Source organism: Ancylobacter vacuolatus (assembly GCF_030813595.1).
GTDB lineage: Bacteria > Pseudomonadota > Alphaproteobacteria > Rhizobiales > Xanthobacteraceae > Ancylobacter > Ancylobacter vacuolatus.
Window position 1 is genome coordinate 191,412 of record NZ_JAUSUH010000004.1, and the last position, 23,040, is coordinate 214,451.

The window sequence follows — 23,040 nt, forward strand, 5'->3', positions numbered from 1 at the left end:
ATGGCCCGCTCGACCTATCCCGAATGGATCTTCGACGGCAGTGAGATTGCCGACCCGATGGGGCGAGGCGAGCGCGCCGTGCGCTGGCTCCGGATGCTGAAGCACCCGAAGAGCAGCCAGCCCGGCCGGCCGTTCCAGCTCGACCCTTGGCAGGAGCGGATCGTCCGCCGCATCTACGGCCCTCGCCATGTCGACGGCACGCGCATCGTCAAGACGGTGGTGTTGCTGCTGCCGCGCGGCAACCGGAAGACCGCGCTCGCGGCGGCGCTGGCGCTGCTGCACACGATCGGGCCGGAGCGGGTACCGGGGGGCGAGGTGATCTCGGCCGCTGCCGACAGAAAGCAGGCTCGTCTGGCGTTCGCCGAGGCGCTTGGCATCGTCCGCGCTGTGCCGGCGGCCGCTTCCAACACCCGCGTCGTCGACTACCGCAACCGACTGACGTACCCGCGTGACGGCTCGTTCTATGAGGCGATCTCGGCAGATGCCGGCACCCAGCATGGGCGCACGCCCGCCTTCGTGCTCGCCGACGAGTTGCACGCCTGGCCAAAGCGCGAGCTTTGGGACGTGCTGCGCTCCGGCCTGGTTAAGCAGAAGGGTTCACTTCTGGTGGTCGCCACCACGGCCGGTCGGGGGCAGGAAAACGTCGCGTGGGACATCGTTGAGGATGCCCGCCGCGTCGCTCGCGGCGAGATCGACGATCCCTCGATCCTGCCGATCATGTTCGAGGCAGACCGCGATTGCGACTGGACGGACGAAGCCGTGTGGCATCGGGTGAACCCCGGCCTCGCCTATGGCTATCCCGACCTTGAAGGCCTGCGCCAACTCGCCCGCGAGGGGCAGCGCCGCATCGGCGACCGCGAGGCCTTCCGCCAGCTCAACCTCAATATCTGGCTCGACCACTCCGCCGACCCGTTCGTCGATATGGACGTCTATGACGAGGGCGCGGTTCCGGTCTTCCTCGAATCTCTCGAGCTGGCGCCGTGCTGGCTCGGCGTCGACCTCTCCAGCAATCACGACCTCACCGCCGTCGTCGGCGCCTGGCGCGATGAGAAGGGCGGCTATGTGGTCCACCCTTGGTTCTTCTGCCCCGAGGACAACCTTCGCGTCCGTGCCGACCGCGACGGCGTGCCTTATCCGACGTGGGCGGAGCAGGGCTTCATTATTCCGACACCCGGCAACGTCGTCGACTTCCGCGTCGTCGAAGACACGATCCGCGATCTCTGCTCCCGCTATGCGGTGCAGGAGATCGCCTTCGATCCGCACCTCGCCCGCAACATGCTGAACAACCTGCTCGACGATGGCCTGCCGGCTGTCGAGATGCGGCAGGGCTGGGTGACGATGGCGCCCGCCGTCAAGGAGCTGGAGCGCGCCATTGTGGGGCGCCAGCTCACCCATGGCGGCCACCCGGTGCTGCGCTGGTGCTTCGACAACATCGCTGTCCACACCGACAGCGCCGGCAACCGCATGTTCCACAAGGGCAAGAGCCGGGACCGGATCGACGGCGCTGTCGCCTGCGCCATGGCGGTCGCGCGGGCCTCTTCTGAGGGTGGCGGCAGCATTTACGAGAGCGACGACTGGTCCCCCGAACTCATGGTGATGTGAAATGGCAGCGGATGAGGAACGCCTTGTCGTCTTGCTTGAGGCCCGCGTGCGGGACTTCGAGCGCAATTTCGCCCGTGCCCAGCAGACCGCCGACAAGCGGTTCAAGGCGATCGAGGATCGGGCGAAGTCGTCGGCCACCCGGCTGAAGGCGGCCTTCGCCGGCATAGGCGGCGCGGTGTCCGGTGCAGCCGGTGCTCTCGGCGCCGCAGCGGGTATCGGCGGACTGGGGCTGGCGGGTCTTTTCGCCGGCGCGAAGACTGCCGCCGCTGACCTGGCGCAGATCGCCGCCGAAGCTCAAAAGGCCGGTGTCGCTGTAGAGGCCTTCCAAGAGCTTGGCTATGCGGCGCAAGGCGCGCTGGTGAACATCGACGCCCTGACCGATGGCGTGAAAGAGCTGCAGCTTCGTGCGGACGAGTTCATCGTCACCGGGGCGGGCGGCGGTGCGGAGGCTTTCCAGCGGCTCGGCTATACGGCGGACGATCTCAAGACCAAGCTGCAGGATCCGGCGGCCCTGTTCGAGGAGATCATTGAAAAGCTGGGTCGGCTCGACAAGGCCTCGCAGATCCGAATCTCCGATGAGCTTTTCGGCGGAACGGGCGGCGAGCAGTTCGTGCGCCTGCTGTCGCAGGGTAACGGCTACATCGCGAGGATGCGGCAAGAGGCTCGCGACACGGGCAATGTGCTGGATGCCGAGCTGATCCAGCGCGCTGTCGAGATCGACCGGCAGTTCGCGAAGCTGGCGACGACGGTCGGCACGCAGCTTAAGGGCGCCCTGGTCGGTGTCGTGGCGCTGATGCGCGACTTCACCGACATGTTGAACTCCACGGAAACACAGACCTCTGCCACGTTGCAGCGACGAATCGACCTGCTCACCGCTGCGGCCGAAAACATGCGGAAATCGAGCATGGCTTTCGCTCTCGGTGGCGGGGAAGATGGCATCAAACGCCGTGAGGCCGAAGCCGCCGCGCTCCAAGCGCAGCTCGATAGCCGCCCGCCACGGGTAACGGTCAATCCTTCTGGCGTCACCGGCGGTCGGGGGGACCTCTCCAATGTCGGCGAGGCGCATGACCTGGCGAAGGCGTACGACCAGATTGTGCAGTCCGCCGAGGGCCGCATTGCCCAGATGGCAATTGAGCAGCAAGCGCTCGGCCTGACGACTGCCGCTGCCGAGACGCTTCGTGTGAAGCAGGAGCTTCTTGCCGAGGCGCAGCGAGCCGGCATCACTCTCACCGCGGACCAGTCAGCAAAGCTTGAAGAGCTGGCCCAGCGATCGGGCGTGGCGGCGGGGGCATTCGAGCAGGCGGCGCTCTCGCAGGCTCGCCTTCAAGAGACCATGCTGCAGTTTGAAGACATCTCCTATGATGCGGTCTCGGGGTTCGTCAGCGATCTTCGGGCGGGTGTCGACGCTGCCGACGCTCTCCAGAACTCGCTGAACCGCGTTCTCGACACGCTGATCGAGATGGCTCTTCAGGAGAGCATCAAGTCCATCTTCTCCAGCCTTAGCGCGCCCGCCGGCGGGGCCGCCGGCGGAGGTTCGGTCGGCGGCGGGCTAATCAGCAGCATCATCGGCATGGTGGGCTCCGCCTTCGGCTTCGCCGAGGGTGGGTTCACTGGCGCGGGAGGCAAGCACCAACCGGCCGGCGTGGTCCATCGGGGCGAGTACGTCTTCAGCAAAGCGGCAGTCGGCCGGATCGGGGCGGGCAACCTCGATGCTCTTCACAAGGGTTATGCCGAAGGTGGCTATGTGGCGCCCGGCTTTGCTATCCCCCAGCCCGGTATTGGGTCCTCAAATGGCGGCTCGCAAGTCAACGTCACGGTGAACAACTCCGCCGGGGCCAAGGTCGACTTACAGCAGTCGCGCGGGCCGAATGGTGAGACAAACCTCAAGCTCCAGATCGATCGCGCCGTGGAGAGCGCGATGGTCGATCAATTCCAAGGCCGTGGCCGCGCTGCCAGAGTATTCGAGAGCGCCTACGGCGTCCGCAGGTCGACCGCGTGAGCCGGCGCGCACCTCAGCGGCACCGTCTGAACCGCGATCGGGAGAAGGTTGTCCGCGAGAGGATTGCCGCTCTCATGACCAAGGCGGAACCGACGCCCTTTGCCGCTGAAGGTCCCTGCCGGGCTGGCGTCCGCTCCGCTCTCTGCCTTCAGGGCTGGCCTTGGCACGATGCCGATCGTGCGGCCTCCGAGGTGGTGGGAGCGGCCCTCAGGATCGTGGGCACGGTGCGCCCGACTTGGCAACAGGGCCAGCCGGAATGGACGCAGGACGGCATCATGGCTGTCGAATACGTGTGTTGCCGCAACTGCTCCCGGCCGCTTGAGGCGGGTCACTACAAGTTTTGCAGCAGCACCTGCCTTCAGGCTTACCGATGGAGACACGATGGGAGGTGGTTGGATGAACATTACCTCGCACAGCGCGCCGCAGCTAAAGCAGCACGGCTGGAGCGGCGGCCCATCTTCGCCTGCGAGCATTGCGGAACAGGCTTCAAATCCAAGTATGACCGCCAGAAATTCTGCTGCGCATCCTGTGCCCAGCTTGCCCAGAAGGTCTACTGCGCCAGTGTGTCTTGAGGCGCTGGCCGGTGAAGTCTGCCTTCGCTGCGGGAAGCCCTTCGAGCCCCGCGCCACCAATCATCTTTTCTGTTCGAAAGTGTGCCAGGCGGAAGCTCACAGCGGCTTGCCCGTGGTCCTGCCGTCCACCGATCTAGGCAGGTTTCCGGAGGCAAGCTGCGCCTGGTGCGGCGGCAGCTTCCTGCTTAGGAAGGAGGACCAGAAATATTGCAGCCGGCGTTGCAACGCCACGGCGTTGCGAGATCGGGCTATCAAGAAAAGGCACGCCCAACTGGCGGCGCAACTAAGGTGTGTCGATTGTGGAGGGGCGCTGTCTCGCCCGACGCGAAAGAGCTGCAAGCGTTGCCCGGCCTGCAATGATCGGCACTGGAGGGCTTACCGCATCGAATACTGCCGTCGGTGGCGCGGGGCGCAGCGCTCTGTTTGATGCGTTTCAGAGACAGGCGCATCAACTGACGTTGTCGAGCGTGAACGTGTTCTCCGGCTCGCCTTCGGCAATCACAGCATCAAGCGCCTGAATGGCGAGTTGTACCTGCGCTATTTTCTCAAGCCGCTCGTAATTGAAAGCGTGGTGGATCCAATGCGCCTCCTTCCTACGACGTTCTGCCAGCTCTTCACGCAGCTTTTTCAAATCTTCAATCGTTTCAGTCATTTTCTTCCCCGAGTCTTGACCGAGTTTTCTGCAACGTTAGCAGCCCAAGAACCAGTGTCGAGTCAGCGTGTAACCTTCCGCCTCACCAGAGCTCGAACCAATCCGCTGTCGGCAGGCCTGACAGCCGGCGACGGGGGCCTACCCGGCGCGGGTTGTGGCGCCGGGTCGCTGCACGCCTCGATCTACTCGACCGCAGACAACGGTATCCTGAGCAGCCGACCGCCAAGGCGGAAGTGCTTCAGTCGCCCGGCGCGGATCATGTTGCGCACGGTTCGCTCGGAGCACCCCCAGCGCTCGGCGACATGCTTTGGCAGAAGCGGGCGCGGTGGCAGATTCATGCCTTGAACTCCCAGTGACATGGTACGAATTACGTCCGATGTCAGCGGCCCTCCAAGACCTTGCCGTCGACTGCGACGCGCATGGTATGCCCAGCCTCAAACACGCACACAGCAGAACTCAATTTGTCGCCGTGGATGAAGGCCCCCTGGACCTTGCCGTTGTATACGTCGCCTGCAACTCCCAGCGCTGACACCTCTCTGCCGCTGAGATGATATCCCGTCAGTGCCTCGATATGGTGCTCGCACTCCAGCTTGGCGGCGGTCACAGGGTCGATGCCGCGCAGCAACAACCATCCGCAGATGCCGGCGCTGACGACTGCAAGAGTGGTCACATACCGATTGAGCTTCATATCGTCCCCCGGCAGATTGTGTACCACAACACGTGCGGGTTGCATCAGCCCTTGATTTGACGCAACTCCCGCAGGACTTTCTCGTAGGCCTCTGCTGAGTGTTTGGCTTGCAGTGGCGGCCATGCCTTCGGATCATAAGCTTGCCTGGGCCTTGCTGCCCGTGGCTCTCGTGCCGGCGTCTCCGGGGTCGATATCGCCTTCAGCCAGCTGCGAAGAGTGTTCTCGTCAAAGGTCCAGAGCCCGCCGATCTTGGCGGCGCCGGGTAGCTCCCCCTTAGCTGCGAGCGATTGCACAGCGCGGACGGATATCCCGAGGATTCCCGCCGCTTCGTGCGCCCTAACGCGCTCCCGCAAAGCTGGTTGCTGCATCTTCACGCTCCACGCCGGTCAAGCTCGAGGAGCGTGCCCCAACGCGCGCGACCTCGCATCACTCTTGACGGGAGGGGGAGACCATCAAGTCGGCTCTGCCGCGCGGGCAAATCGAGATAGCGTCTAAGCCTATCTGAGAAATGCCGCGATCAGTCGCTTTAGCTCGACTCTGACGGCTGGCCCAAACTTTTCCCCACGGGGAATGATCTCGACCGGGCGGGGAAGCGCCGGAGGTACGGCCTTCCATTTCCACTCTTGGCGCGACAGCTCCATTTGGGCGAAACAATCATCGTCCGGCACGCTATTGGCTGACCCTTGGTCGAGCCTAGATATTGTGATGGTGGCCGAGGGGTAGACTAGTTGATTTCCGTCCAATCGTCCTAGATCGCTCTTTAATTCGACCTTGCCATTTTGCGGACGAAGGGCGGCATCCGCCTCGTTGACGATTGGCCTCAGTAATTTTGTTAATTCATCATTTGCTTGTTCGATTCGCGTTAGTTCAACTTCCCTTCGGTCTTGTTCGGCCTTCTGTTTTTCGGTCCGCTTTTGCTGATTTGCCTTCATTGTTTCTCTTACAAAGTCGTCAAACTCCGACATATTCTCCTCCAATCCCATTGCATCCTTAGAAGGTGAGCGTGTCGAGATCGGCCTACATCGGCTGAAGCAATGCCACTGCTCTTCGGGTCGAGATAGGGTTGCACGGCCTTCGGCTACCAGCAAGCGCGCGCGTTCGCATCCCTCTTGGCGAGAGGGGCGAAGCAGCGCATAAATGGGATTGGGCGTGACAACCCGGACCTGAGATAGACCGCACCATCCTTTGGCGAGGATGCTGCCGGACCCTTGGCGGGGAACGGCGGCGGTCGAAACGCATCTCCCTTTTCAGGGAGAGCAACGGACGAGCTTGGCGGCTCGGCTCCGAACCGGAACATATTGTCCGGGGTCGGGCGTGCTGTCCAGAGGGGCAACCCTTAAAAGCGTCCGGCCAGTCTCTCAGGCTGGTTGTCACCCCCCGGATGCCGACTCCGTCCGTCGGCACGGCCGTGACAAGCCGAAACCTGAGAACGAACCATGTACCTCGATAGCGCCTATGGCGGCCCTGCGCCGTCACCACGCCGCGATCGCCAAGCGATGTGGCACGACCTCACTGACATCATCGAGCGCGCCATGGCAGCGCTGGACGCCCTGGACGGCGACACCGACCGGGAACCAGATGAAGAATACGAGCACGACGGCGCCGAGCCGGACAGCGACGGCGAGCCGAGCCTCGGCGCCCCGGAAGCCGTCATGGCTGATATGACATGGCGGGGCGCGGACGGCCTGCCGCAGGTCTACCGCATGACCGGCTCGCAAATTGGATGGGCAGCGGGCGCCAGCGACGACGGCGAGGACGGCGACGACAACGGCATAGCCGACGACGGCGGGCTTCGTGAGCAGTGCGGGGACGCAGAATGAACCGGCGCGCCCTTCTCACCGGCGGGAGCGCACTTGCCTTCTGTGCCCTCCCTCAGCCCGCCAGCGCGGTCTGCGCGCTTCCTGCTCCAGAGCACCCCATGATCCGCGCCCGGCGGCTGGCGTGGGAGCTAGCCGACACGATGAACGACTATGAGGGCGGCGAATGGCACGCCGTCGTGCATCCGTCGCGGTCAGTACATCCCGTCGCGTTTTTCATGACGGACCTGCAGCGGACGCCCGAAGAGCGGATCGAGCGCGCGCTCGCCACCATCAAGGCAGCGCTTGCCGAGAAATACCCGGCTCACTTCATCACCAGCTCTGCCGACATGGGAAACCACACGGCGGGTGTCGTGGTCGCGGCCTCGCGCTTGGCCGATGATCGGGCGCAATGGTGGTTGCGCAATGGGTCGTTGCTGGCGGCGGATGCCGGCAACCTGCCGAACGCCTCGCCGAGCTAATGCCAGATCGCCCGGCGGTACGAAACGTACTGCCGGGCCTTCGGCCGTTGGGTTTGTCACAAACTGAGGCAAAACCCTCTTGTCAGGACTATGCACTTTGGTGTTCTCTATATGTCCCCGGCGGCGCTCATTGCCGTTGAAGCTGCGGCATCTGTGTTCCCAGCTTCGCTATGGCTCAACAATCCCGAGGCCCCGATGGGGCGGCAATCATACATTCTGTGCGTTGCTTCGCGTGGCCGCGACGGCCTCGCCATGCATTCGCGTGTCAAGACAAATCACGCAGTACACAGGCCTTCCACACCCTCTTTCTTTCAAGAAGGTTCAAGTGTTTGCGGTGGGATTCCATGGCGCGCCTAATGTTCGCGCGATGTTCCATTAAGGAACGGCCAGGACGGGGAGCCGATGCTTGCCGGCGACGCTCCCCGTCCCGTTCATCAAACCCAGCTATGGAGTGAGCATGACGGATAACCATATTGCCCCCTTGAGCCGTGAAGGCAACGCTCTTGTTGCGCCTTCTTGCACCGAACGGCCGGCGCAGGTTGCGGCCCCTGCCGGGGACGACGAAGTCATTCGCGGATCTGCAGCGATCGCCCACGCCTTCGGCTGGTCAAGGTCGACCCTGAACCGGATGAAGGCACGCCTTCCGCTTCGCAAAGGATGCACGGGCGGCAAGACCTCGCCGCTCGAAATCGACCGCAGGGACGTCGAGGCGTTCAAGCGGGCGCGAAGGGGTTGAGCCATGGCGCGACCCTCCGCCTTCCGCCAAGTTGATGTAACGCGCGCAGTGCGCGCGGCGCAGTCGTCAGGGCTTCAGGTCATGCGGATTGACGTGGCGCCGGATGGCAAGATCAGCGTCATCACCGACGCTGGTACGTCGGCCGCGCCGGCACCGTCCAGCCCCTTCGATGAATGGAAGTCCGGGCGAAATGCGCGTTGAACTGAAAGGTATCAACAAGAAGACCGTCAAGCTCGCGAGCGGGACGGTCGCCACTTATTATTACGCTTGGAAAGGGGGGCCGCGGCTCTCTGGCAAGCCTGGATCGCCGGAGTTTACGGCCAGCTATCTGGATGCAGTAAGCCGGAAAACTCGCGCCGCCGACAACTCGATCCTATGGCTGCTCGATCGCTATCAGCAAAGCTCCGACTTCATCGACAAGGCGAAGCGGACCCGCGCCGACTATCTGAAGCAGATTCACAAGATCGAGTCAGAATTTGGCGACTTTCCGCTGACGGCGCTTGCCGATCGGCGCACGCGCGGCGAGTTCCTGGCGTGGCGTGACCGGCTGGCCATCAAATCCCGACGTCAGGCGGATTATGCCTTTCAGGTGCTCGCGCTGGTCATGGCATGGGGCAAGGAGCGGGGGCACATAGCGGTCAACCCGTGCGAAAGGGGCGGACGGCTTTACCAGTCGAAGCGCGCCGATCAGGTGTGGTCGGATGCGGATGAGGCTGCTTTCCTCGCGGCCGCGCCGGGCCATCTACATCTGCCCTTGTTGCTGGCCCTCTGGACTGGCCAACGCCAGGGCGATCTGCTGCGGCTGCCATGGTCGGCCTACGATGGGGCGAGGATCCGTCTGAAGCAGGGAAAGACGGGCGTGCGAATCGTCATACCTGTCGGCGCGCCGTTGAAGGCGGCGCTTGATGCCACGCCCCGCCGATCTCCGCTGATTCTGACCAACATGGACGGTGTGCCCTGGACGTCGGACGGCTTTCGCTCGTCATGGCGCAAGGCCTGCATTAAGGCCGGCATCGTCGATCTGACATTCCATGATCTCCGAGGCACGGCTGTAACCCGCCTAGCGGTAGCTGGCGCCAGCGTACCGGAAATCGCGGCGATCACCGGGCACTCGCTGCGAGATGTCTCGGCGATTCTCGATTCTCACTACCTCAGCCGCGATCCAGCGCTCGGCGAGGCGGCGATCCGTAAGCTCGAAACGAGAACAAAAGCACCCGAATGAGTGCCCGAATGGGCGCTTTCATCTTGAACCCCGAGGGGGAAAGCGCAGCTAAATCAAGTGGCTGGGGGACCTGGATTCGAACCAGGACTAACGGAGTCAGAGTCCGCAGTTCTACCGTTAAACTATCCCCCACCGTGGCGCCGCGAGCGGCGCTTCCGGGGCCTTCCGCGGCGACACGAGGTGTCGGGGCGCGGGGGCAGCGGCAGTGGCGCGCTCTATAGACGCTCCTGCCGGCTCGGTCTACCCCCCTGCGTGCAGTTTCCACCATCCCCGCTCCGCCCTGCCGGAAAGCGGGCGCCACGGTTGGGCCGGCCACCTCGCCAAGCCGGAATGACCCGCGCCCGCCACGCGGCGCTGTCCCCCAATTTCCCCGCATGCAGCCCGGACGGGGGAGCGCCGATTCGGCGGCCAACCCGGCCGGCGGCGTCGACACCGCAAAAGCCGTCGCTCGCGATCGCTGCTCGCAACTGGCGGACGTGACATCATCGCCCATCTGGAGAGCCGGCATGGCGTGGCGCTCGACGGCGGACTCACCCGCGCGCAGCGCGACACGGTGCTTCTGGTCACGCGCCGGCTCGATGACGTCGATTGGGTCATGTCCTCTTCGCGCTGGAAGGACCCCGCTTTCCGGCCCGCCTTCCACGCGGCGGTGCGGCGCGAGCATCCCGAGCTGGCGGCCCCCCCTTCTGCAGCAGGCCCGCGACCACAACGCCCAGCGCTACCATTTTCAGGGATCAGCCGTTATGAGCCGCACGCCGCCTATGCGCGCGGGCTGGCCGATCTCGCCGTGCCGGCGCGGCAGTTCCCGGCTGAGGGCGATGCCTTCGGGCCGGCGCCGACCCGCGTCGATGCGGCGATCTTTGGTTTCATCGCCACTATTCTATTCTCCGACATCGAGACCCCGCTGCGCCGCTTCACGGGGGGGGCAGCCGAACCTCGTGCGGCACTGCCAGGCCATCCACGCCGCCACAGCCCCCTCCGCAGGGGCGGAATGACCCTCGTTTTAAACATGGCTCCTAGGCCGAAAGGCGCATGAAAGGGCAGCTAGATCGGCCATACCGGAGAATTCTCAACCATTTTGGTTGGATTGAACCCTATTCAGCCGGTTAATGCTGGATTAACGGGCAAAGTCAGGCATGCACGAACATCAGTGCTGCCATGCAGCATTCCGTCTTTTGCGCTGCGGTAAAGCCTCTATATTCCGTGGCATACAGAATACTGGAGGCTCAAATGAACACCACGACCCTTAACCACACCTCGTCCGACTTCTTCTCGCGCATCGTCGAAGGCGTCACCAGCTTCTTTGAAGCCATCGGTGAAGGCCGTCGCATCGCCCAGCGCTACGAGGCTCTCGCCCGTCTTTCGGACGCTGCCCTCGCCAAGCGTGGCCTGACCCGCCAGGACATTGCCCGCGCCGCCGTCAACGGCCGCTGAGACGTCCCGGCTGAGCGGCCTCGTTCAAATCGGTCGCTCCGCGAATACGCAAGGTGACGCTGTCGGTTGATCCTGCAGCGTCCATGACGGTCAGACGCACGAAGCCCGCGCCCGCCGGCCGCCAGAACAATGTGGCGGCCCCGGCGGGCTGGCCGCTCGGCACGCCATCGACGAACACGGTCAGCTTGCCGGCCCCGCCGCTCACCTTGAGCACCATGGGCTCGTCGCCCTCGCGTTCCAGGCTGGCCCCATCAGGCGGGAAGGCGATTTTCGGCCCCTCTCCCCCATTTTCCTGCCCCGACGCCCGCCCGAAATGCCGGAGCGGCGGCGGCAATTGTGCGTTCTTCACGTCCAGCGCCTCGCGTGGCGCCGGCGCGAACGGGGCGGGTCGGCTCACCAGCCGGGCAAACGCCTCGAACAGGATCGGCGCTGCCGCCTCACGCCCGATCATCCCGGGCACCGGCTGGCCGTCGGGCCGCCCCACCCACACCGCGATCGTCCGGCGCCCGTCGAACCCGACCGCCCAGGCGTCGCGATAGCCGAAGGACGTGCCGGTCTTGAAGGCGATGCGCCCGGCGCGCTCGTTGCGCGGCGCCGGCGTGCCGGCCAGCGATTGCGCGAGATAGGCCGCGGCGACCGGGCTCATCAGCTGCCGGGCGCTCTCCGGCCCCGAAGCGGCGCCGTCCAGCCGGTCGCGCAGGCCCTGCGCCGCCCCGCCATTGGCGATGCCAGCATAGAGGCCGGCCAGTGCGTCGAGGCTCATGCCGACGCCGCCCAGCCCGACAGCGAGCCCCGGCACCTCGCCCGGCGGCAGCTTGAGCGCGAAACCCGACTGGCCGAGCCGGCTGGCGAGCCTTTGCGGCCCCACCGCCTGCAGCAGCACCACCGCCGGCACATTCAGCGACAATTGCAGCGCCTGCTTCACCGACACCGTGCCCTGATAGTCGCGGTCGAAATTGCGCGGCCGGTAGGCGCCGAAGCGCGCCGGCCGGTCCTCGATCAGCGTCTCGGGATGGGCAATGCCGTCCTCGAAGGCGAGGCCATAGATGAACGGCTTCAGCGTCGAGCCGGGCGAGCGGATCGCCCGCGTCAAATCCACCGCGCCCGCGCGCTCGGTGTCTTGCGGGTCGGCGCCGCTCACCCGCGCCAGCACCTCGCCGCTGGCATTGTCGACCATGACAAGCGCCAGCGAGACGCCCGTGCCGAGCTCGCGCACCCGTTCGGCGGCAAGGGTCTCCAGTCGCGCCTGCGCCGAGGCGTCGATGGCAAGTGCATGGCTCTGCGCCGCCGGTTGCTGGCGGCGGGCCGCCTCGGCCGCGTGGGGGGCGAGCATCGGCAAGGCGAGGCGCCCCGTGGGCACCGGCGCCCGGCCGGCGAAAGCCACCTCGGCCGCGCCGAACAGCCCGGCCTCGCCGAGCCGGGCCAGCACCGTGTCGCGCGCTTGCAGGGCCCGGGCCGGGTGCCGGTCCGGCCGGCGTGATTCCGGCGCCTGCGGCAGGGCGACCAGCAGCGCCGATTCGGCCAGCGTGAGCCGGCGCGGCTCCTTGCCGAACCAGGCGAGGCTGGCCGCCCGCACGCCCTCGATATTGCCGCCATAGGGCGCCAGAGTGAGATAGAGCGCGAGGATCTCGCTCTTGCTCAGCCGCGCCTCCAGCTGGATAGCGCGACGCATTTCGGCGAGCTTGGCGCCGAGCTTGGCCGCGAACCCGCGCCCCTCGCGCGGCTCCAGCAGCCGCGCCACCTGCATGGTCAGGGTAGAGCCGCCGGAGACGATTCGCCCGTGCCGCAGCATCTGCCCCGCCGCCCGCAGCAACGCGAGCGGATCGACCCCGCCATGCTCCCAGAAGCGCTTGTCCTCATAGGCGACCAGCATGTCGCGAAAGCGCCGGTCGACCTCGCGGGTCTCCGCTTTCAGCCGCCAGCGCCCGTCAGTGAGGGCGAAGGGGCGCAGCAGCCGCCCCTCGCGATCACGCACCTCCACCGAGAGGGCGAGCCCGGGTGGCGGCGGAGCGCTGGCGCGCACGCCGGCGAGCCAGGCCGTGGAGCCCCCCGCCAGCAGCATCGCCCCGAGGACGGCAAAGCCGCCGGCGCGCCACAGTCCCCGCCTCACGCGAGCCATGTCGCGCCCCTCATCGCGCCGCCGGCCCTCACTTCGCCGGTCCCGTCACCTCGGTCCGGCCCGCGCTGGTGCGGGCAAAGCGGCCGGGGCGGTACATGTCTTCGACGATGGCCGGGGGATGGGCGTAGCGGCCGGGGGAGACGGCGCGCACGATATAGGCGACGCGCAGCAGCTCCGGCTCCTCCGAGCCCTGGGTGCGATCGAAGGCGGCGGCGAAGAAGGCGTCGCGGAACTCCGCATGCGCCGGCTGCGTCGTATCGCCCAGCCAGGCCAGCGCGCCGACATCCGAGCCGACCGCAAGGCTGGGATTGTCGATCTCGAAGCCGGCGGGGAGATGGTCGACCAGCAGCACATGGCTCGGACCCGCCTCATCCTCCTGCGCCTCCAGCACGACGACGAGGCGCTGGTTCTGTGCCACCTTGGCCGGGTCGGCCGGCACGCCGGCAAGCGTGTAGTAGCTGCGGCTCAGGCTGAACCCGTTCGCCGCCGCCGGCTCCGGCGCCACCGGCGGGCCGTCAATGGAAACCACGACGTCCAGCGGGGCGATGCCGCGATTGGTCAGTACGATCGGCTTGGCCAGCTCCCCCGGCGTCAGCGTGCGCTCATAGAGCCCGGTATGGGCGGTGCCGTCGATATCGAGGGCGATGCCCCTGCCCTCGCGCAGCGCCCGTGCCGCGAGCAGCAGCCAGGCGTCCTCCTGCGTCGAGGTCGGGCCGGCATCGATGAAGGCCGTTGCCACGCGCTGGCGGGCGGTGCGCGCCGTGCCGGTGAAGCCGGCCTCGGAAGCGAGCGTCGCCACCCCGGCGGCGTCGCGCAGCACCGAGCCGAAATCCGGCCGGCCTGATGTCACCGTCTCGGCCGCGCTGGGCAGCAGTTCCAGCGCCGCGCCGAACACCTTCTCCGCCCGCCCCTTGTCGCCGAGCATGGCGAGCGAGGCGGCGAGCTGGCCGCGCGCCATCGCGCTCGTCACCTCGTCGAGCTTGGCGTCGGCGACATAGCGCAGATCGCCCAGCGGCGCCCGGCCGTTGCGCGCCAGCACGTAGATGGCGTAGGCAGCGCCGTCGTCGGTGGCGCCGTCCCCCGCATAGGCGAGCGAATTGCGCAGCCGGTCGAGCGCCATGGCGAAGGGCTGTTCCGGCACGGCGTGGCCGCGCTCGCGGGCACGAGTGAGGAAGTCGCTGACATAGGCGTCGAGCCACAGATCATTGCCCCCCGCCTCCCACAGGCCGAAGGAGCCGTCCGAGCCCTGCCGGGCAATAAGCCGGGCGATGGCGTTGCGGATGGTCTCGGCCGGGTCCTTGGTCAGGCGGAAGCGCTGCGGTGGGCCGAAATCGCTGAGATAGAGCAGCGGCAGCGCCCGGCTGGTCAGCTGTTCGGAACAGGCGAAGGGGTAGCGGTCGAGCGCGCCGAACAGCGCCGGCACGTCAAAGGCCGGGTCCAGCCCGGCGGAAACGCTCACCCCGCCACGCCCCGGCACCAGATCGGCGACGAGATCCGCGCTCAGAATCAGCGCCGCCCCCGGCGCCAGCGTGTCGATGCTGCGGCGGGAAATCGCGGGATAGGCCGGGCGCACATTCAGCGCATAGTCGCGCACGATAGCGAGCCCGCCGGGCCCCGACAGCCGCACCGAGACCTTGGCCTCGCCGATGCCGGTGCCGTCCATCTGTGCGGCGAAGGACTGGCGCGCGCCCTTGGCGAGCGGCACCGTCTTCGGCGCGCTGGCCACCTTCACCGGACCGTCGGTGACGATATCAAGCGCGTAATCACCCGCCTCGCCGTCCACATTGTCGAGCGACAGGTTGAGCGTGGAGCGGTCGCCGGCGGCGAGGAAGCGCGGCAGGGTGGCGGTGATCACCACCGGATCGCGGATCACCACATCGGCCTGCGCATGGCCCACCGCCGCACCGGACCACGCCACCGCCATCAGCCGGCCGGTGCCGTCGAAGGGCGGCAGGGTAAAGTCGATAGTGCCCCTGCCCTGCGCGTCGAGCTTCACCAGGCCGGAGAACAGAGCGAGCGGCGGCTGCGTCGGCGGCTCAGCCTGCAGGCCCATATCCATGGCGTCGCCGCCCGAGCGCAGGCGCCCCCGGCTGCCGAGCATGCCGTCGATGAGCTGGCCATAGAAGTCGCGCACCTGCGTGCCGAGCGCGCGCTGGCCGAGATAGAAGCCATCGGGATCAGGCGCCTTGAAGCCGGTGAGGTTGAGAATGCCGACATCGACCAGGGCGAGCGTCACATAGGCCTCGCCTTGCCCGCCCCCCGTCACCTGCACCGGCACGGAAAGCGTCGTCTCCGGCCGCGCGAGAGCGGGCGCGTCCAGCTTAACGCCGAGCACCCGCGCGGCGCGGTCGACGCCGAACCAGGCGAGGCCGATGGCGCGGCCGGGATTGCGGCTCGCCGCCACATCAAGCGGGCGATGGACGAAGGCCAGCGCATAGGCGCCCGGGCCCCATTCCGGGGCGACGGTGAAGGCGACCGAGGTGTCGCCGGCCTTCACGTCGAGCGTCTTCGCCGCCAGCACGCCGTCACCGACGATCAGCACGGTGGCGGAACCGGCCATGCGGCTGGTGAGGTTCACCTTGAGTGAGTCGCCGGCGACGTATTGCGCCTTGTCGAGCCCGACCTCCAGCCGGTCCGGAGCGTCGGCGGTGGCCCCGCCACCCCAGCCGGCATCGAAGGAGACGGCAGTGGCGCGCGTGCCGTCGGTGACTTCCAGCCGATAGCGACCCCAAGCGACCGGAACGTTGACACGCGCCAGTGCACTGGTGGTCAGCTCGAGCGCACCGTCCGCAACCTTCGCCACCGATTCGACCGGCTCGAAATCCCAGCTGCCGCCGAGGCGATACCATTGATAGCGGGTCTCGATGCGGTAGAGCGCCCATTGGGCGCCCTTCAGCGCCACCGGCTGGCCGGCGGCATCGAAGCCTTGCACCTCAAACCCGGCAGTGGCGTTCTCGCCGGGGCCAGCCTTGTCGAACAGCGGCTTGACGCCAATGCCGTCGCCGGCCGCGCGCACCGGCAGGACGAGGGAACGGCGCACCGCCCGCCCGCCGCCTTCATTCAGCGCGACAAAGATTTCCGCCTCCAGCGGGCGGGCGGTGGCGGGAAGCGCGGGAAGCGCCACTGGCAGGCTCGCCTTGCCCTGTGCGTCCGTCACCGGCGCGTCGGCCAGCGGCTGGCGCACCGGGGTGAAGCCGTCATCGACGCGGCCGAAGCGCCAGCCCGGCAGGCCCGGCCGCGCATCCGCCACCCGCACCTCGATCTCGCCCTCAATGTCGAGCCCCGCCGCCGGCGGGCCGAACAGCCAGCGCCCATCGGCCGCCACCGTCACCGGGGCGTTGGCGGCAAGGAAGGTCGCGGTGGTGGAGAGGTCGAGCGCCAGACGCTCGGGCACATAGTCTTCCAGCAGGAAAGTGGTGGCGCCCACCGGCGCGCCGCGCGGGTCGACATAGGCCTCGACGCGCCAGGTGCCGGTCATCGCGTCGCCCATCAGCGGATAGGTGAGCGTGCGCCCGCCTGCCCCCTGGTCGGCCACCAGCTCGCGGCGCTCCTCGACGCCATCGGGACGCTTGAACATCACCGTCAGCGGCACGCCGGCCGCCGCGCTCACCTGCGGGCTGCGCAGCAGGGCGGTGACGTGCACCTCCTCGCCGGAGCGGTAGACGCCGCGCTCGGTGGTCACAAAAGCGTCGTAGCGCTCGGGCGCCGCGCGCCCGCCGACGCCACGGTCGGTGAGGTCGAAGGCCTGGTCCTCCAGCGACAGGAAGGCATAGTCGCCCTCCTTCGCCTGGGCGACGATGACCGCCGGCGCGAAGCCTTCCGTGCCGCGCATCAGCCCGGCATCGAAGGCAGCGCTGCCGCTCGCGTCCGTCCGGGCGGTGGCGAGCACATCGTTGGATTTGGCGAGAAGGCGCAGTTCCACCCCCTCGAGGGGCTGGGCGCTGCCGAGCGCGCGCACCATCACCGTCAGGCCCTTGCTGCCCGACAGGGCGGTGAGGCCGAGATCGGAAACCACGAACCACTGGGTGGCGCGCGAGCTCCACTCGTCATTCGGGTCGGCAACATCGCCACCCGGCCGGGCGGCCAGCACATAGACGCCGGGCGCCAGCGTCTTCACTGCCTCGTCGACGGGGAAGGAGGTGGTGACGTCCTCGTTCAGCGGCGACGCCGTCTCCAGCTCGCCCTTGAAGATGACCTCCGCCTTGCCGTCCTTCAGCTGCTGCAGGTCATAGCCGCCGAGGTCGCGGCGGAATTCGCCGTCGAGGGCGGTGGGAATCAGGCTGCGGTCGCCGATGCGGTAGAGATCGACCGCGACGCGGGACGTATTGACCGACACCACCGGAATGCCGCGCGGGCCGGTGCGGGGCAGCACATAGTTGCGCCCGGTGAAGCGCACACTCGGCTTGCGATCGCGCACATAAATGGTCAGCTCCGAATTGGCACGGAGCGGCTCGGCGGTGATGGAGGACGGCAGGCCGGCCCGCAGCGTCACATCGTAGGTCTCGCCATGCTTCAGCCCCTCGACGCAGAGCTGGCTCTCCTCCGCCGTCACCGCCGGCTTGTCCACCGGGCCCTGCGGCCCGCGCAGCGTCACATAGGCGGAATAATCCTTGCCGCCCTTCACCAGCGGCTCGGAGAACTGCACGCAGATCCGCGGGTTGGAGGCATCCGAATCGACGCTGTAGTCGAGAATGCGGAAGCCGCGCTCCTCGCGCAGCTTGTCATAGAAGGCACGCTGTTCGGGCACGTCGGCATAGCCGAGCGCGGTGGCGAACGTGTCGAGCGCGGGGCGCCAGAGCGAGCGCTGGTCATAGAGATGGCCGATGGCGAACAGTGCCTCGGCCTGGGCTACCCGCGTCGTCGCCGCGCGATAGGCGAGGAAGGCGGCCGCCTGCGCCCGCTCGAGGAACGTATCGGCGCTTTCATTTTCGCTCGGCTTGATGCGTGAGAGAGCGCGTGAAAAGCGCTGCCAGAGACCGGCATCGCCAGGGCTCGCCTGCGCCAATTGTCCGTAAAGGCCGGCGGCGGTGCGGGCGTCGCCGGCGGCGAGCGCGGCATCGGCGTCCTTGCGCAGCTGGGCGGCCGGCTTCGGCAGCGGCCCGCGTTCACGTTGCAGCAGCGCCTGCAGCCGGCGCGCAGCCTCGACGAGCTCTTGCGGGGCATAGGTCTTCGGCAGTGCATCGGACGCAGGCTTCGCCGTTGGCGCGGCCGCCGGTTTGGCGGGCGCCGCCGCCGCGGGCTTGGTCGCGGCAGGTTTCGGCGCCTGTGCCGCCGCCGGGCCGACCAGCGACAGGGCCAGCACCGACATGGCGACCCCGTGGCCGAGCCATGAAAAGGCCGAGGTAAACGGGATCATGGCACCTTCTCCGACACTGACCATCTGCTCAGGGCGGGACGATAGGACGAAATCGGCCACGGTGCCATGACGTTGCCGGGCGCCGGCGACCTCCCCCGCCGGGGCTCGTCGACGGCATGGATGTCACACTGCCGAGGATTGCCGCGCCGCCGCCATTGAATCACCGTCCGCGCTTAGGTATACGGGCCGACATCCATTCGGGGGCCTGCGACGCGGGAGCGCCGGGCGAACCCATTCAACCGTGGCCGGACGCGGCTGCCGAGACCAGAGGCCTTTCATGTCGACCACGTTCGAGACCGTTGCCAACATCATTGCCGAGACGTGCGACATTCCGCGCGAGAACATCACGCCGGAAAGCCACGCGATCGACGATCTCGGCATCGACAGCCTGGACTTCCTCGACATCGCCTTCGCCATCGACAAGGCGTTCGGCATCAAGCTGCCGCTTGAGAGCTGGACGCAGGAAGTCAACGAAGGCAAGGCGACGACCGAGCAGTACTTCGTCCTCAAGAATCTTTGCGCGCGCATCGACGAGCTGATCGCTGCCAAGTCCGCCTGATCCGGCGGAAGGACGTTGTACAAGCGGGACAGGTGATGCGCCTCGAATATTTCCAGATGATCGACAAGGTGGTCGAGCTCGATCTTGAAGCTCGTACCTTGCGGACCGCTAACACCGTCCCGTGCGAGAGCCCGATCTTTGAAGGCCACTTCCCGGGTCATCCGCTGCTGCCGGGCGTGCTGCTGTTTGAAATCATGGCGCAGAGCTGCGGCATGCTGCTGCTGCGGCTGCACAATTACGACCGCATGGCGTTCCTCGCCTCGGTCGACAAGGGCAAGCTGCGCACCTTCGTGGTGCCGGGCCAGGTGATCGACGTCTTCGCGCGCCTGGAGCATGACGGCTCGGGCTATGCCCGGCTGAAGGCCGAAGGGCGCGTTGAGGGCAAGCTCGTCTGCAATGCCGACGTGACGCTCAAGACCATGCCTTTCCCGGCGCCGGAGCTGCGCGGCTATCTGCTCTCCACCGCCGAACGCATCGGCATGCCGATGGGCGACGCCGTGATTGGCACGGCGGAACGCGCAGGAAATCTCACGCATGTCTAATCGTCGCGACGTCTGGATCACCGGCATCGGGCTTGTTTCCTCGCTCGGTGAAGGGCCGGAAGCTCATAGGCTGGCGCTTTCCTCGGGCACCGCCCCGGTGGTCAACGAGACGGGCTTCGCCCCCTATGTCGTCCACCCGCTCGCCCCGATCAGCTTCGACGCGCAGATCCCCAAGAAGGGCGACCAGCGGCAGATGGAGCCCTGGCAGCGCATCGGCACCTATGCCGCCGGGCTGGCGCTGGATTCGGCCGGCATCAAGGGCGACAAGGACATTCTCGGAACCACCGACATGGTGGTGGCGGCCGGCGGCGGCGAGCGCGACCAGTCGGTCGACGGCGCCATCCTGACCGAGATCGAGAACCAGCCGAACCCCGAGGTCTTCCTCAACGAGCAGCTGCAGTCGAACCTGCGCCCGACGCTGTTCCTGGCCCAGCTCTCCAATCTTCTGGCCGGCAACATCTCGATCGTGCACGGCGTCACCGGCTCCTCGCGCACCTTCATGGGCGAGGAAAGCTCGGGCACCGACGCGGTCCGCATCGGCTGGTCCCGCATTGCCGCCGGCACCAGCGAGATCGCCCTGGTGGGCGGCGCCTATAATGCCGAGCGGCGCGACATGCTGCTGCTCTTCGCCCTCAAGCGCCTCGCCATGCACGCCCCCTGGGCGCCGGTGCTGGCGCAGCCCAAGGGCGTGCCGACTGGCTCGGCGGGCGCCTTCCTGGTGCTGGAATCGCCCGAGCACGCCACGGCGCGGGGCGCCAAGCCGATTGCGAAGCTCTCCGGCGTCTGGTCCGAGCGCGCCCGGCGCAATGAGCCCGGCGCCGTCGAGGCGGTGCTGGAAGAGCTTCTGAAGACCGCCGGCGCCGGCAATGGCGACGAGACCGCCGTGTTCTCCGCCGCCTCCGGGGCGCCCGAGCCGACGCAGGCGGAAGCCGCCGTCCTCGCCCGCTCCGGCCTGCCGGTACGCTCCGTGACCGACCGCGTCGGCCATGGGCTGGAAGCGCAGATGCCGGTGGCGCTGGCGATGGCCGCACTCAGCGTCGCCGAAGGTCGTCTCTTCGCGCCGCTCGCCGGCGAAACGCTCGAAAAGCCTTTCGATGGCCCGCTTTCCCGTGCCATCGTCACCGCAGTGGGGCATTGGCGTGGGGAAGGCGTCGCGCTTGTCGAGCGCGCCGACTGACCCCACCACGCGGAAGCACGCCGCTTCCCAGGAGCAGATCATGGCTTCCTATACCGACAAGGCCGGCCGGCCGATCGTCGTCGTCACCGGCATGGGGCTCGTCACCTCGCTGGGTCAGGGCAAACAGGACAATTGGGCGAAGCTGACCTCCGGCATGTCCGGGATTCACCGTATCACCCGCTTTCCGATCGACGCGATGCGGACCACCATCGCCGGCACGGTCGACTATCTGCCCAAGAGCAAGAGCACCGCTCCCGACCTCTCCGAGGAGCTGGCGACGCTGGCGGCAGACGAGGCGATTGCCGAATCCGGCATCGGCACCAAGGGCGCCTTCCCGGGCCCGCTGTTCTGCGCCGTGCCGCCGATCGAGCTGGAATGGCCGCAGCGCCGCATCCTGGCGCAGGAAGCCGCGCCCAATGCCGCCGTCTCCTATGATGACCTGCTGCGCGCCGCCGAGGCCAATGGCCACGACGCCTGGCATGAGCGCTTCCTCTATGGGTCGATCGCCGACCATCTAGCGGACCGTTTCGGCACGCGCGGGCAGCCGATCTCGCTGTCCACCGCCTGCGCCTCCGGCAACACCTCGATCCAGCTCGGCGTCGAGGCGATCCGGCGCGGCGACTGCGACGCGGCTCTGTCCATCGCCACCGACGGCTCGGTGACGGCGGAGGCGCTGATCCGCTTCTCGCTGCTCTCCGCCCTGTCGACCAATAACGAGGTGCCGGAAGCCGCCTCCCGCCCCTTCGCCAAGAATCGCGACGGCTTCATCATCGCCGAGGGCGCCGGTGCGCTGGTGCTGGAAAGCCTGGAGCACGCGCTGGCGCGCGGGGCGAAGATCCTCGGCGTGGTCGAGGGCGTCGGCGAGATGGCCGACAGCTTCCACCGCACCCGCTCCTCGCCGGACGCCAAGCCGGTCATCGGCTGCATGCGCCGGGCGCTGGCCGATGCCGGCGTCGAGCCGGACGCCATCGACTACATCAACGCCCACGGCACCTCCACGCCCGAGAACGACCGCATGGAGTTCACCGGCATGAGCGCCGTCTTCGGCGAGCGGCTGACCGGCATCCCGATCTCGTCCAACAAGTCGATGATCGGTCACACGCTGACCGCCGCCGGCGCCATCGAGGCGGTGATCTCGCTGATGACGATCGCCAATGGCCGCATCCCGCCGACCATCAATTACGAGCTGCCCGACCCGGCCATCCCGCTCGATGTGGTGCCGAACGTGGCGCGCGACGCGACGGTGACACGGGTGATGTCGAATTCCTTCGGCTTTGGCGGGCAGAATGTCTGCCTGATCCTGACGGGCGAGCCGGCGTGAGTCAGCGCGTCCTCGTCACCGGCGGCGGGCGCGGCGTCGGTGCGGCCATTGTGCGCGCTTTGGCGCTGGCAGGCTTTGAGGTCGTCTTCACCGTCCGCACGGCGGAGGCCGAGGCGCAGGCGCTGATTGCGGCGATCGAGGCCGAGAAGCCGGACGCCCGCGTCGAGGCGCGCGCGCTCGATCTGGCCGACAAAAGCGCGGTGGAAGCCTTCGCCGCCATCCTCGCCGAGGAGCCGGCCTATTTCGGCTTCATCCACAATGCCGGCATGAGCTACGACACGCTGGCCGCGCTGGTCGACCAACACCGCGCCGAGCAGCTGATGCAGGTGAATTACTGGTCCTTCGTAAGGCTGGTCGGGGCGCTGGTGCGGCCGATGACGCGGGCCCGGGCCGGGCGGATCGTCGCCATCGGCTCGATTGCCGCCGATGTCGCCAATGCCGGCAACGCCATCTATGCCGGCTCCAAGGCGGCGCTGGCCGGCTATTGCCGCACGCTGGCGATCGAGAGCGCCCGGCGCGGGGTGACGGTCAACGTCGTCGCCCCCGGCTTCGTCGACACGGCGATGCTGGCGCCCTATGCCGCCTACCGCGCCAATGTCGAGAAGCAGATCCCCGCCGGCCGCTTCGCCGCGCCGGAGGATGTGGCGGCGGTGGTCGCCTTCTTGCTCTCCCCCGGTGCCGCCTATGTCACCGGCGCGACCCTGCCGGTGGATGGCGGGCTCACCGCCGCACTAGCCATACAGCGCTGATTTCGCTATCCACCCTCGTCCTTGCGCGGACGGC

21 protein-coding genes and 1 tRNA gene are annotated in these 23,040 nt (G+C 67.3%); 14 read left to right on the forward strand and 8 right to left on the reverse strand.

Going from position 1 to position 23,040, the window contains the following annotated elements; all coding sequences use genetic code 11:
• The 3 genes from J2S76_RS11425 to J2S76_RS11435 all read left to right on the forward strand — a co-directional run bounded on the left by J2S76_RS11425 (nucleotide 1) and on the right by J2S76_RS11435 (nucleotide 4,173).
• Complete coding sequence (locus J2S76_RS11425) at nucleotides 1-1,602, forward strand: terminase large subunit (protein WP_307060566.1); 1,602 nt, start codon at nucleotides 1-3, stop codon at nucleotides 1,600-1,602.
• A 1-nt stretch (nucleotide 1,603) separates the two neighbouring features.
• Nucleotides 1,604-3,601, forward strand: a complete 1,998-nt coding sequence (locus J2S76_RS11430) for a phage tail tape measure protein (protein ID WP_307060568.1) — start codon at nucleotides 1,604-1,606, stop codon at nucleotides 3,599-3,601.
• Nucleotides 3,602-3,675: 74 nt separating this feature from the next.
• On the forward strand, nucleotides 3,676-4,173 hold the full coding sequence (locus tag J2S76_RS11435) for a hypothetical protein (RefSeq protein ID WP_307060570.1): 498 nt from the start codon (nucleotides 3,676-3,678) through the stop codon (nucleotides 4,171-4,173).
• A gap of 448 nt (nucleotides 4,174-4,621) precedes the next feature.
• On the opposite strand, the gene J2S76_RS11440 is transcribed toward J2S76_RS11435, so the two are convergent.
• The 5 genes from J2S76_RS11440 to J2S76_RS11450 form a co-directional block, all read right to left on the reverse strand.
• Nucleotides 4,622-4,825, reverse strand: a complete 204-nt coding sequence (locus J2S76_RS11440; protein WP_307060572.1) for a hypothetical protein — start codon at nucleotides 4,823-4,825, stop codon at nucleotides 4,622-4,624.
• A gap of 182 nt (nucleotides 4,826-5,007) precedes the next feature.
• The gene (locus J2S76_RS23180) at nucleotides 5,008-5,184 is read right to left on the reverse strand and encodes a helix-turn-helix transcriptional regulator (protein WP_370874732.1); all 177 of its coding nucleotides are present in this window, start codon (nucleotides 5,182-5,184) and stop codon (nucleotides 5,008-5,010) included.
• Nucleotides 5,185-5,204: 20 nt separating this feature from the next.
• Nucleotides 5,205-5,513: a hypothetical protein gene (locus tag J2S76_RS11445; protein WP_307060575.1), complete on the reverse strand. Its 309-nt coding sequence runs from the start codon at nucleotides 5,511-5,513 to the stop codon at nucleotides 5,205-5,207.
• Between the two features lie 44 nt (nucleotides 5,514-5,557).
• A complete protein-coding gene (locus tag J2S76_RS23185; RefSeq protein WP_370874733.1) occupies nucleotides 5,558-5,881 on the reverse strand; it encodes a helix-turn-helix domain-containing protein in 324 nt (107 codons plus the stop codon).
• Between the two features lie 129 nt (nucleotides 5,882-6,010).
• Nucleotides 6,011-6,478, reverse strand: a complete 468-nt coding sequence (locus tag J2S76_RS11450; protein WP_307060577.1) for a hypothetical protein — start codon at nucleotides 6,476-6,478, stop codon at nucleotides 6,011-6,013.
• Between the two features lie 471 nt (nucleotides 6,479-6,949).
• On the opposite strand from J2S76_RS11450, the gene J2S76_RS11455 reads away from it, so the two are divergent.
• The 4 genes from J2S76_RS11455 (at nucleotide 6,950) to J2S76_RS11470 (ending at nucleotide 9,749) form a co-directional block, all read left to right on the forward strand.
• Nucleotides 6,950-7,333 (forward strand): hypothetical protein, encoded by a 384-nt coding sequence (locus J2S76_RS11455; protein ID WP_307060579.1) that lies wholly within the window; start codon nucleotides 6,950-6,952, stop codon nucleotides 7,331-7,333.
• 98 nt (nucleotides 7,334-7,431) lie between these two features.
• Entirely contained in the window at nucleotides 7,432-7,791 is a 360-nt protein-coding gene (locus J2S76_RS11460; protein WP_307060581.1) for a hypothetical protein, read from the forward strand.
• Nucleotides 7,792-8,248: 457 nt separating this feature from the next.
• Nucleotides 8,249-8,527 carry a hypothetical protein gene (locus J2S76_RS11465; protein ID WP_307060583.1) on the forward strand — a complete coding sequence of 93 codons (279 nt, stop codon included), beginning with the start codon at nucleotides 8,249-8,251 and terminating at the stop codon, nucleotides 8,525-8,527.
• A gap of 190 nt (nucleotides 8,528-8,717) precedes the next feature.
• Nucleotides 8,718-9,749, forward strand: coding sequence for a tyrosine-type recombinase/integrase (locus tag J2S76_RS11470; RefSeq protein ID WP_307060585.1), 1,032 nt, complete (start codon nucleotides 8,718-8,720; stop codon nucleotides 9,747-9,749).
• A gap of 58 nt (nucleotides 9,750-9,807) precedes the next feature.
• Here J2S76_RS11470 and J2S76_RS11475 read toward each other — a convergent pair.
• Nucleotides 9,808-9,881 (reverse strand) — tRNA-Gln (locus J2S76_RS11475).
• 379 nt (nucleotides 9,882-10,260) lie between these two features.
• Here J2S76_RS11475 and J2S76_RS11480 point away from each other — a divergent pair.
• Together J2S76_RS11480 and J2S76_RS11485 are read left to right on the forward strand one after the other, a co-directional pair.
• Nucleotides 10,261-10,785: a hypothetical protein gene (locus J2S76_RS11480; protein ID WP_307060586.1), complete on the forward strand. Its 525-nt coding sequence runs from the start codon at nucleotides 10,261-10,263 to the stop codon at nucleotides 10,783-10,785.
• Nucleotides 10,786-10,979: 194 nt separating this feature from the next.
• A complete protein-coding gene (locus tag J2S76_RS11485; RefSeq protein ID WP_307060587.1) occupies nucleotides 10,980-11,183 on the forward strand; it encodes a DUF1127 domain-containing protein in 204 nt (67 codons plus the stop codon).
• Here J2S76_RS11485 and pbpC read toward each other — a convergent pair.
• Both pbpC and J2S76_RS11495 read right to left on the reverse strand, forming a co-directional pair.
• Nucleotides 11,170-13,302, reverse strand: a complete 2,133-nt coding sequence (pbpC, locus tag J2S76_RS11490) for a penicillin-binding protein 1C (protein WP_370874734.1) — start codon at nucleotides 13,300-13,302, stop codon at nucleotides 11,170-11,172. The two genes, J2S76_RS11485 and pbpC, sit on opposite strands and share 14 nt — an antisense overlap.
• A 28-nt stretch (nucleotides 13,303-13,330) precedes the next feature.
• Nucleotides 13,331-18,658, reverse strand: coding sequence for an alpha-2-macroglobulin family protein (locus J2S76_RS11495; protein ID WP_307060588.1), 5,328 nt, complete (start codon nucleotides 18,656-18,658; stop codon nucleotides 13,331-13,333).
• A 277-nt stretch (nucleotides 18,659-18,935) separates the two neighbouring features.
• Between J2S76_RS11495 and J2S76_RS11500 the strand changes: the two genes are divergently transcribed.
• The 5 genes from J2S76_RS11500 to J2S76_RS11520 are packed head-to-tail and all read left to right on the forward strand — an operon-like array spanning nucleotide 18,936 to nucleotide 23,006.
• On the forward strand, nucleotides 18,936-19,217 hold the full coding sequence (locus J2S76_RS11500; protein ID WP_018390121.1) for an acyl carrier protein: 282 nt from the start codon (nucleotides 18,936-18,938) through the stop codon (nucleotides 19,215-19,217).
• A gap of 35 nt (nucleotides 19,218-19,252) precedes the next feature.
• Nucleotides 19,253-19,759 (forward strand): 3-hydroxyacyl-ACP dehydratase FabZ family protein, encoded by a 507-nt coding sequence (locus J2S76_RS11505; protein WP_091441389.1) that lies wholly within the window; start codon nucleotides 19,253-19,255, stop codon nucleotides 19,757-19,759.
• Nucleotides 19,752-20,936, forward strand: coding sequence for a beta-ketoacyl-ACP synthase (locus J2S76_RS11510; protein WP_307060589.1), 1,185 nt, complete (start codon nucleotides 19,752-19,754; stop codon nucleotides 20,934-20,936). Before J2S76_RS11505 ends, J2S76_RS11510 begins: the two co-directional genes overlap by 8 nt.
• Before the next feature lie 40 nt (nucleotides 20,937-20,976).
• The gene (locus tag J2S76_RS11515) at nucleotides 20,977-22,257 is read left to right on the forward strand and encodes a beta-ketoacyl-ACP synthase (RefSeq protein WP_307060590.1); all 1,281 of its coding nucleotides are present in this window, start codon (nucleotides 20,977-20,979) and stop codon (nucleotides 22,255-22,257) included.
• Nucleotides 22,227-23,006 (forward strand): SDR family oxidoreductase, encoded by a 780-nt coding sequence (locus tag J2S76_RS11520; RefSeq protein ID WP_307060768.1) that lies wholly within the window; start codon nucleotides 22,227-22,229, stop codon nucleotides 23,004-23,006. Before J2S76_RS11515 ends, J2S76_RS11520 begins: the two co-directional genes overlap by 31 nt.
• Nucleotides 23,007-23,040 lie beyond the last annotated feature (34 nt).

Excerpts from the sequence above, each read along its gene's own strand:
- J2S76_RS11425 (WP_307060566.1), top strand. The coding sequence starts at position 1 with ATGGCCCGCTCGACCTATCCCGAATGGATCTTCGACGGCAGTGAGATT.
- J2S76_RS11430 (WP_307060568.1), top strand. The coding sequence starts at position 1,604 with ATGGCAGCGGATGAGGAACGCCTTGTCGTCTTGCTTGAGGCCCGCGTG.
- J2S76_RS11435 (WP_307060570.1), top strand. The coding sequence starts at position 3,676 with ATGACCAAGGCGGAACCGACGCCCTTTGCCGCTGAAGGTCCCTGCCGG.
- J2S76_RS11440 (WP_307060572.1), bottom strand. The coding sequence starts at position 4,825 with ATGACTGAAACGATTGAAGATTTGAAAAAGCTGCGTGAAGAGCTGGCA.
- J2S76_RS23180 (WP_370874732.1), bottom strand. The coding sequence starts at position 5,184 with ATGTCACTGGGAGTTCAAGGCATGAATCTGCCACCGCGCCCGCTTCTG.
- J2S76_RS11445 (WP_307060575.1), bottom strand. The coding sequence starts at position 5,513 with ATGAAGCTCAATCGGTATGTGACCACTCTTGCAGTCGTCAGCGCCGGC.
- J2S76_RS23185 (WP_370874733.1), bottom strand. The coding sequence starts at position 5,881 with ATGCAGCAACCAGCTTTGCGGGAGCGCGTTAGGGCGCACGAAGCGGCG.
- J2S76_RS11450 (WP_307060577.1), bottom strand. The coding sequence starts at position 6,478 with ATGTCGGAGTTTGACGACTTTGTAAGAGAAACAATGAAGGCAAATCAG.
- J2S76_RS11455 (WP_307060579.1), top strand. The coding sequence starts at position 6,950 with ATGTACCTCGATAGCGCCTATGGCGGCCCTGCGCCGTCACCACGCCGC.
- J2S76_RS11460 (WP_307060581.1), top strand. The coding sequence starts at position 7,432 with ATGATCCGCGCCCGGCGGCTGGCGTGGGAGCTAGCCGACACGATGAAC.
- J2S76_RS11465 (WP_307060583.1), top strand. The coding sequence starts at position 8,249 with ATGACGGATAACCATATTGCCCCCTTGAGCCGTGAAGGCAACGCTCTT.
- J2S76_RS11470 (WP_307060585.1), top strand. The coding sequence starts at position 8,718 with ATGCGCGTTGAACTGAAAGGTATCAACAAGAAGACCGTCAAGCTCGCG.
- J2S76_RS11485 (WP_307060587.1), top strand. The coding sequence starts at position 10,980 with ATGAACACCACGACCCTTAACCACACCTCGTCCGACTTCTTCTCGCGC.
- pbpC (WP_370874734.1), bottom strand. The coding sequence starts at position 13,302 with ATGGCTCGCGTGAGGCGGGGACTGTGGCGCGCCGGCGGCTTTGCCGTC.
- J2S76_RS11495 (WP_307060588.1), bottom strand. The coding sequence starts at position 18,658 with ATGATCCCGTTTACCTCGGCCTTTTCATGGCTCGGCCACGGGGTCGCC.
- J2S76_RS11500 (WP_018390121.1), top strand. The coding sequence starts at position 18,936 with ATGTCGACCACGTTCGAGACCGTTGCCAACATCATTGCCGAGACGTGC.
- J2S76_RS11505 (WP_091441389.1), top strand. The coding sequence starts at position 19,253 with ATGCGCCTCGAATATTTCCAGATGATCGACAAGGTGGTCGAGCTCGAT.
- J2S76_RS11510 (WP_307060589.1), top strand. The coding sequence starts at position 19,752 with ATGTCTAATCGTCGCGACGTCTGGATCACCGGCATCGGGCTTGTTTCC.
- J2S76_RS11515 (WP_307060590.1), top strand. The coding sequence starts at position 20,977 with ATGGCTTCCTATACCGACAAGGCCGGCCGGCCGATCGTCGTCGTCACC.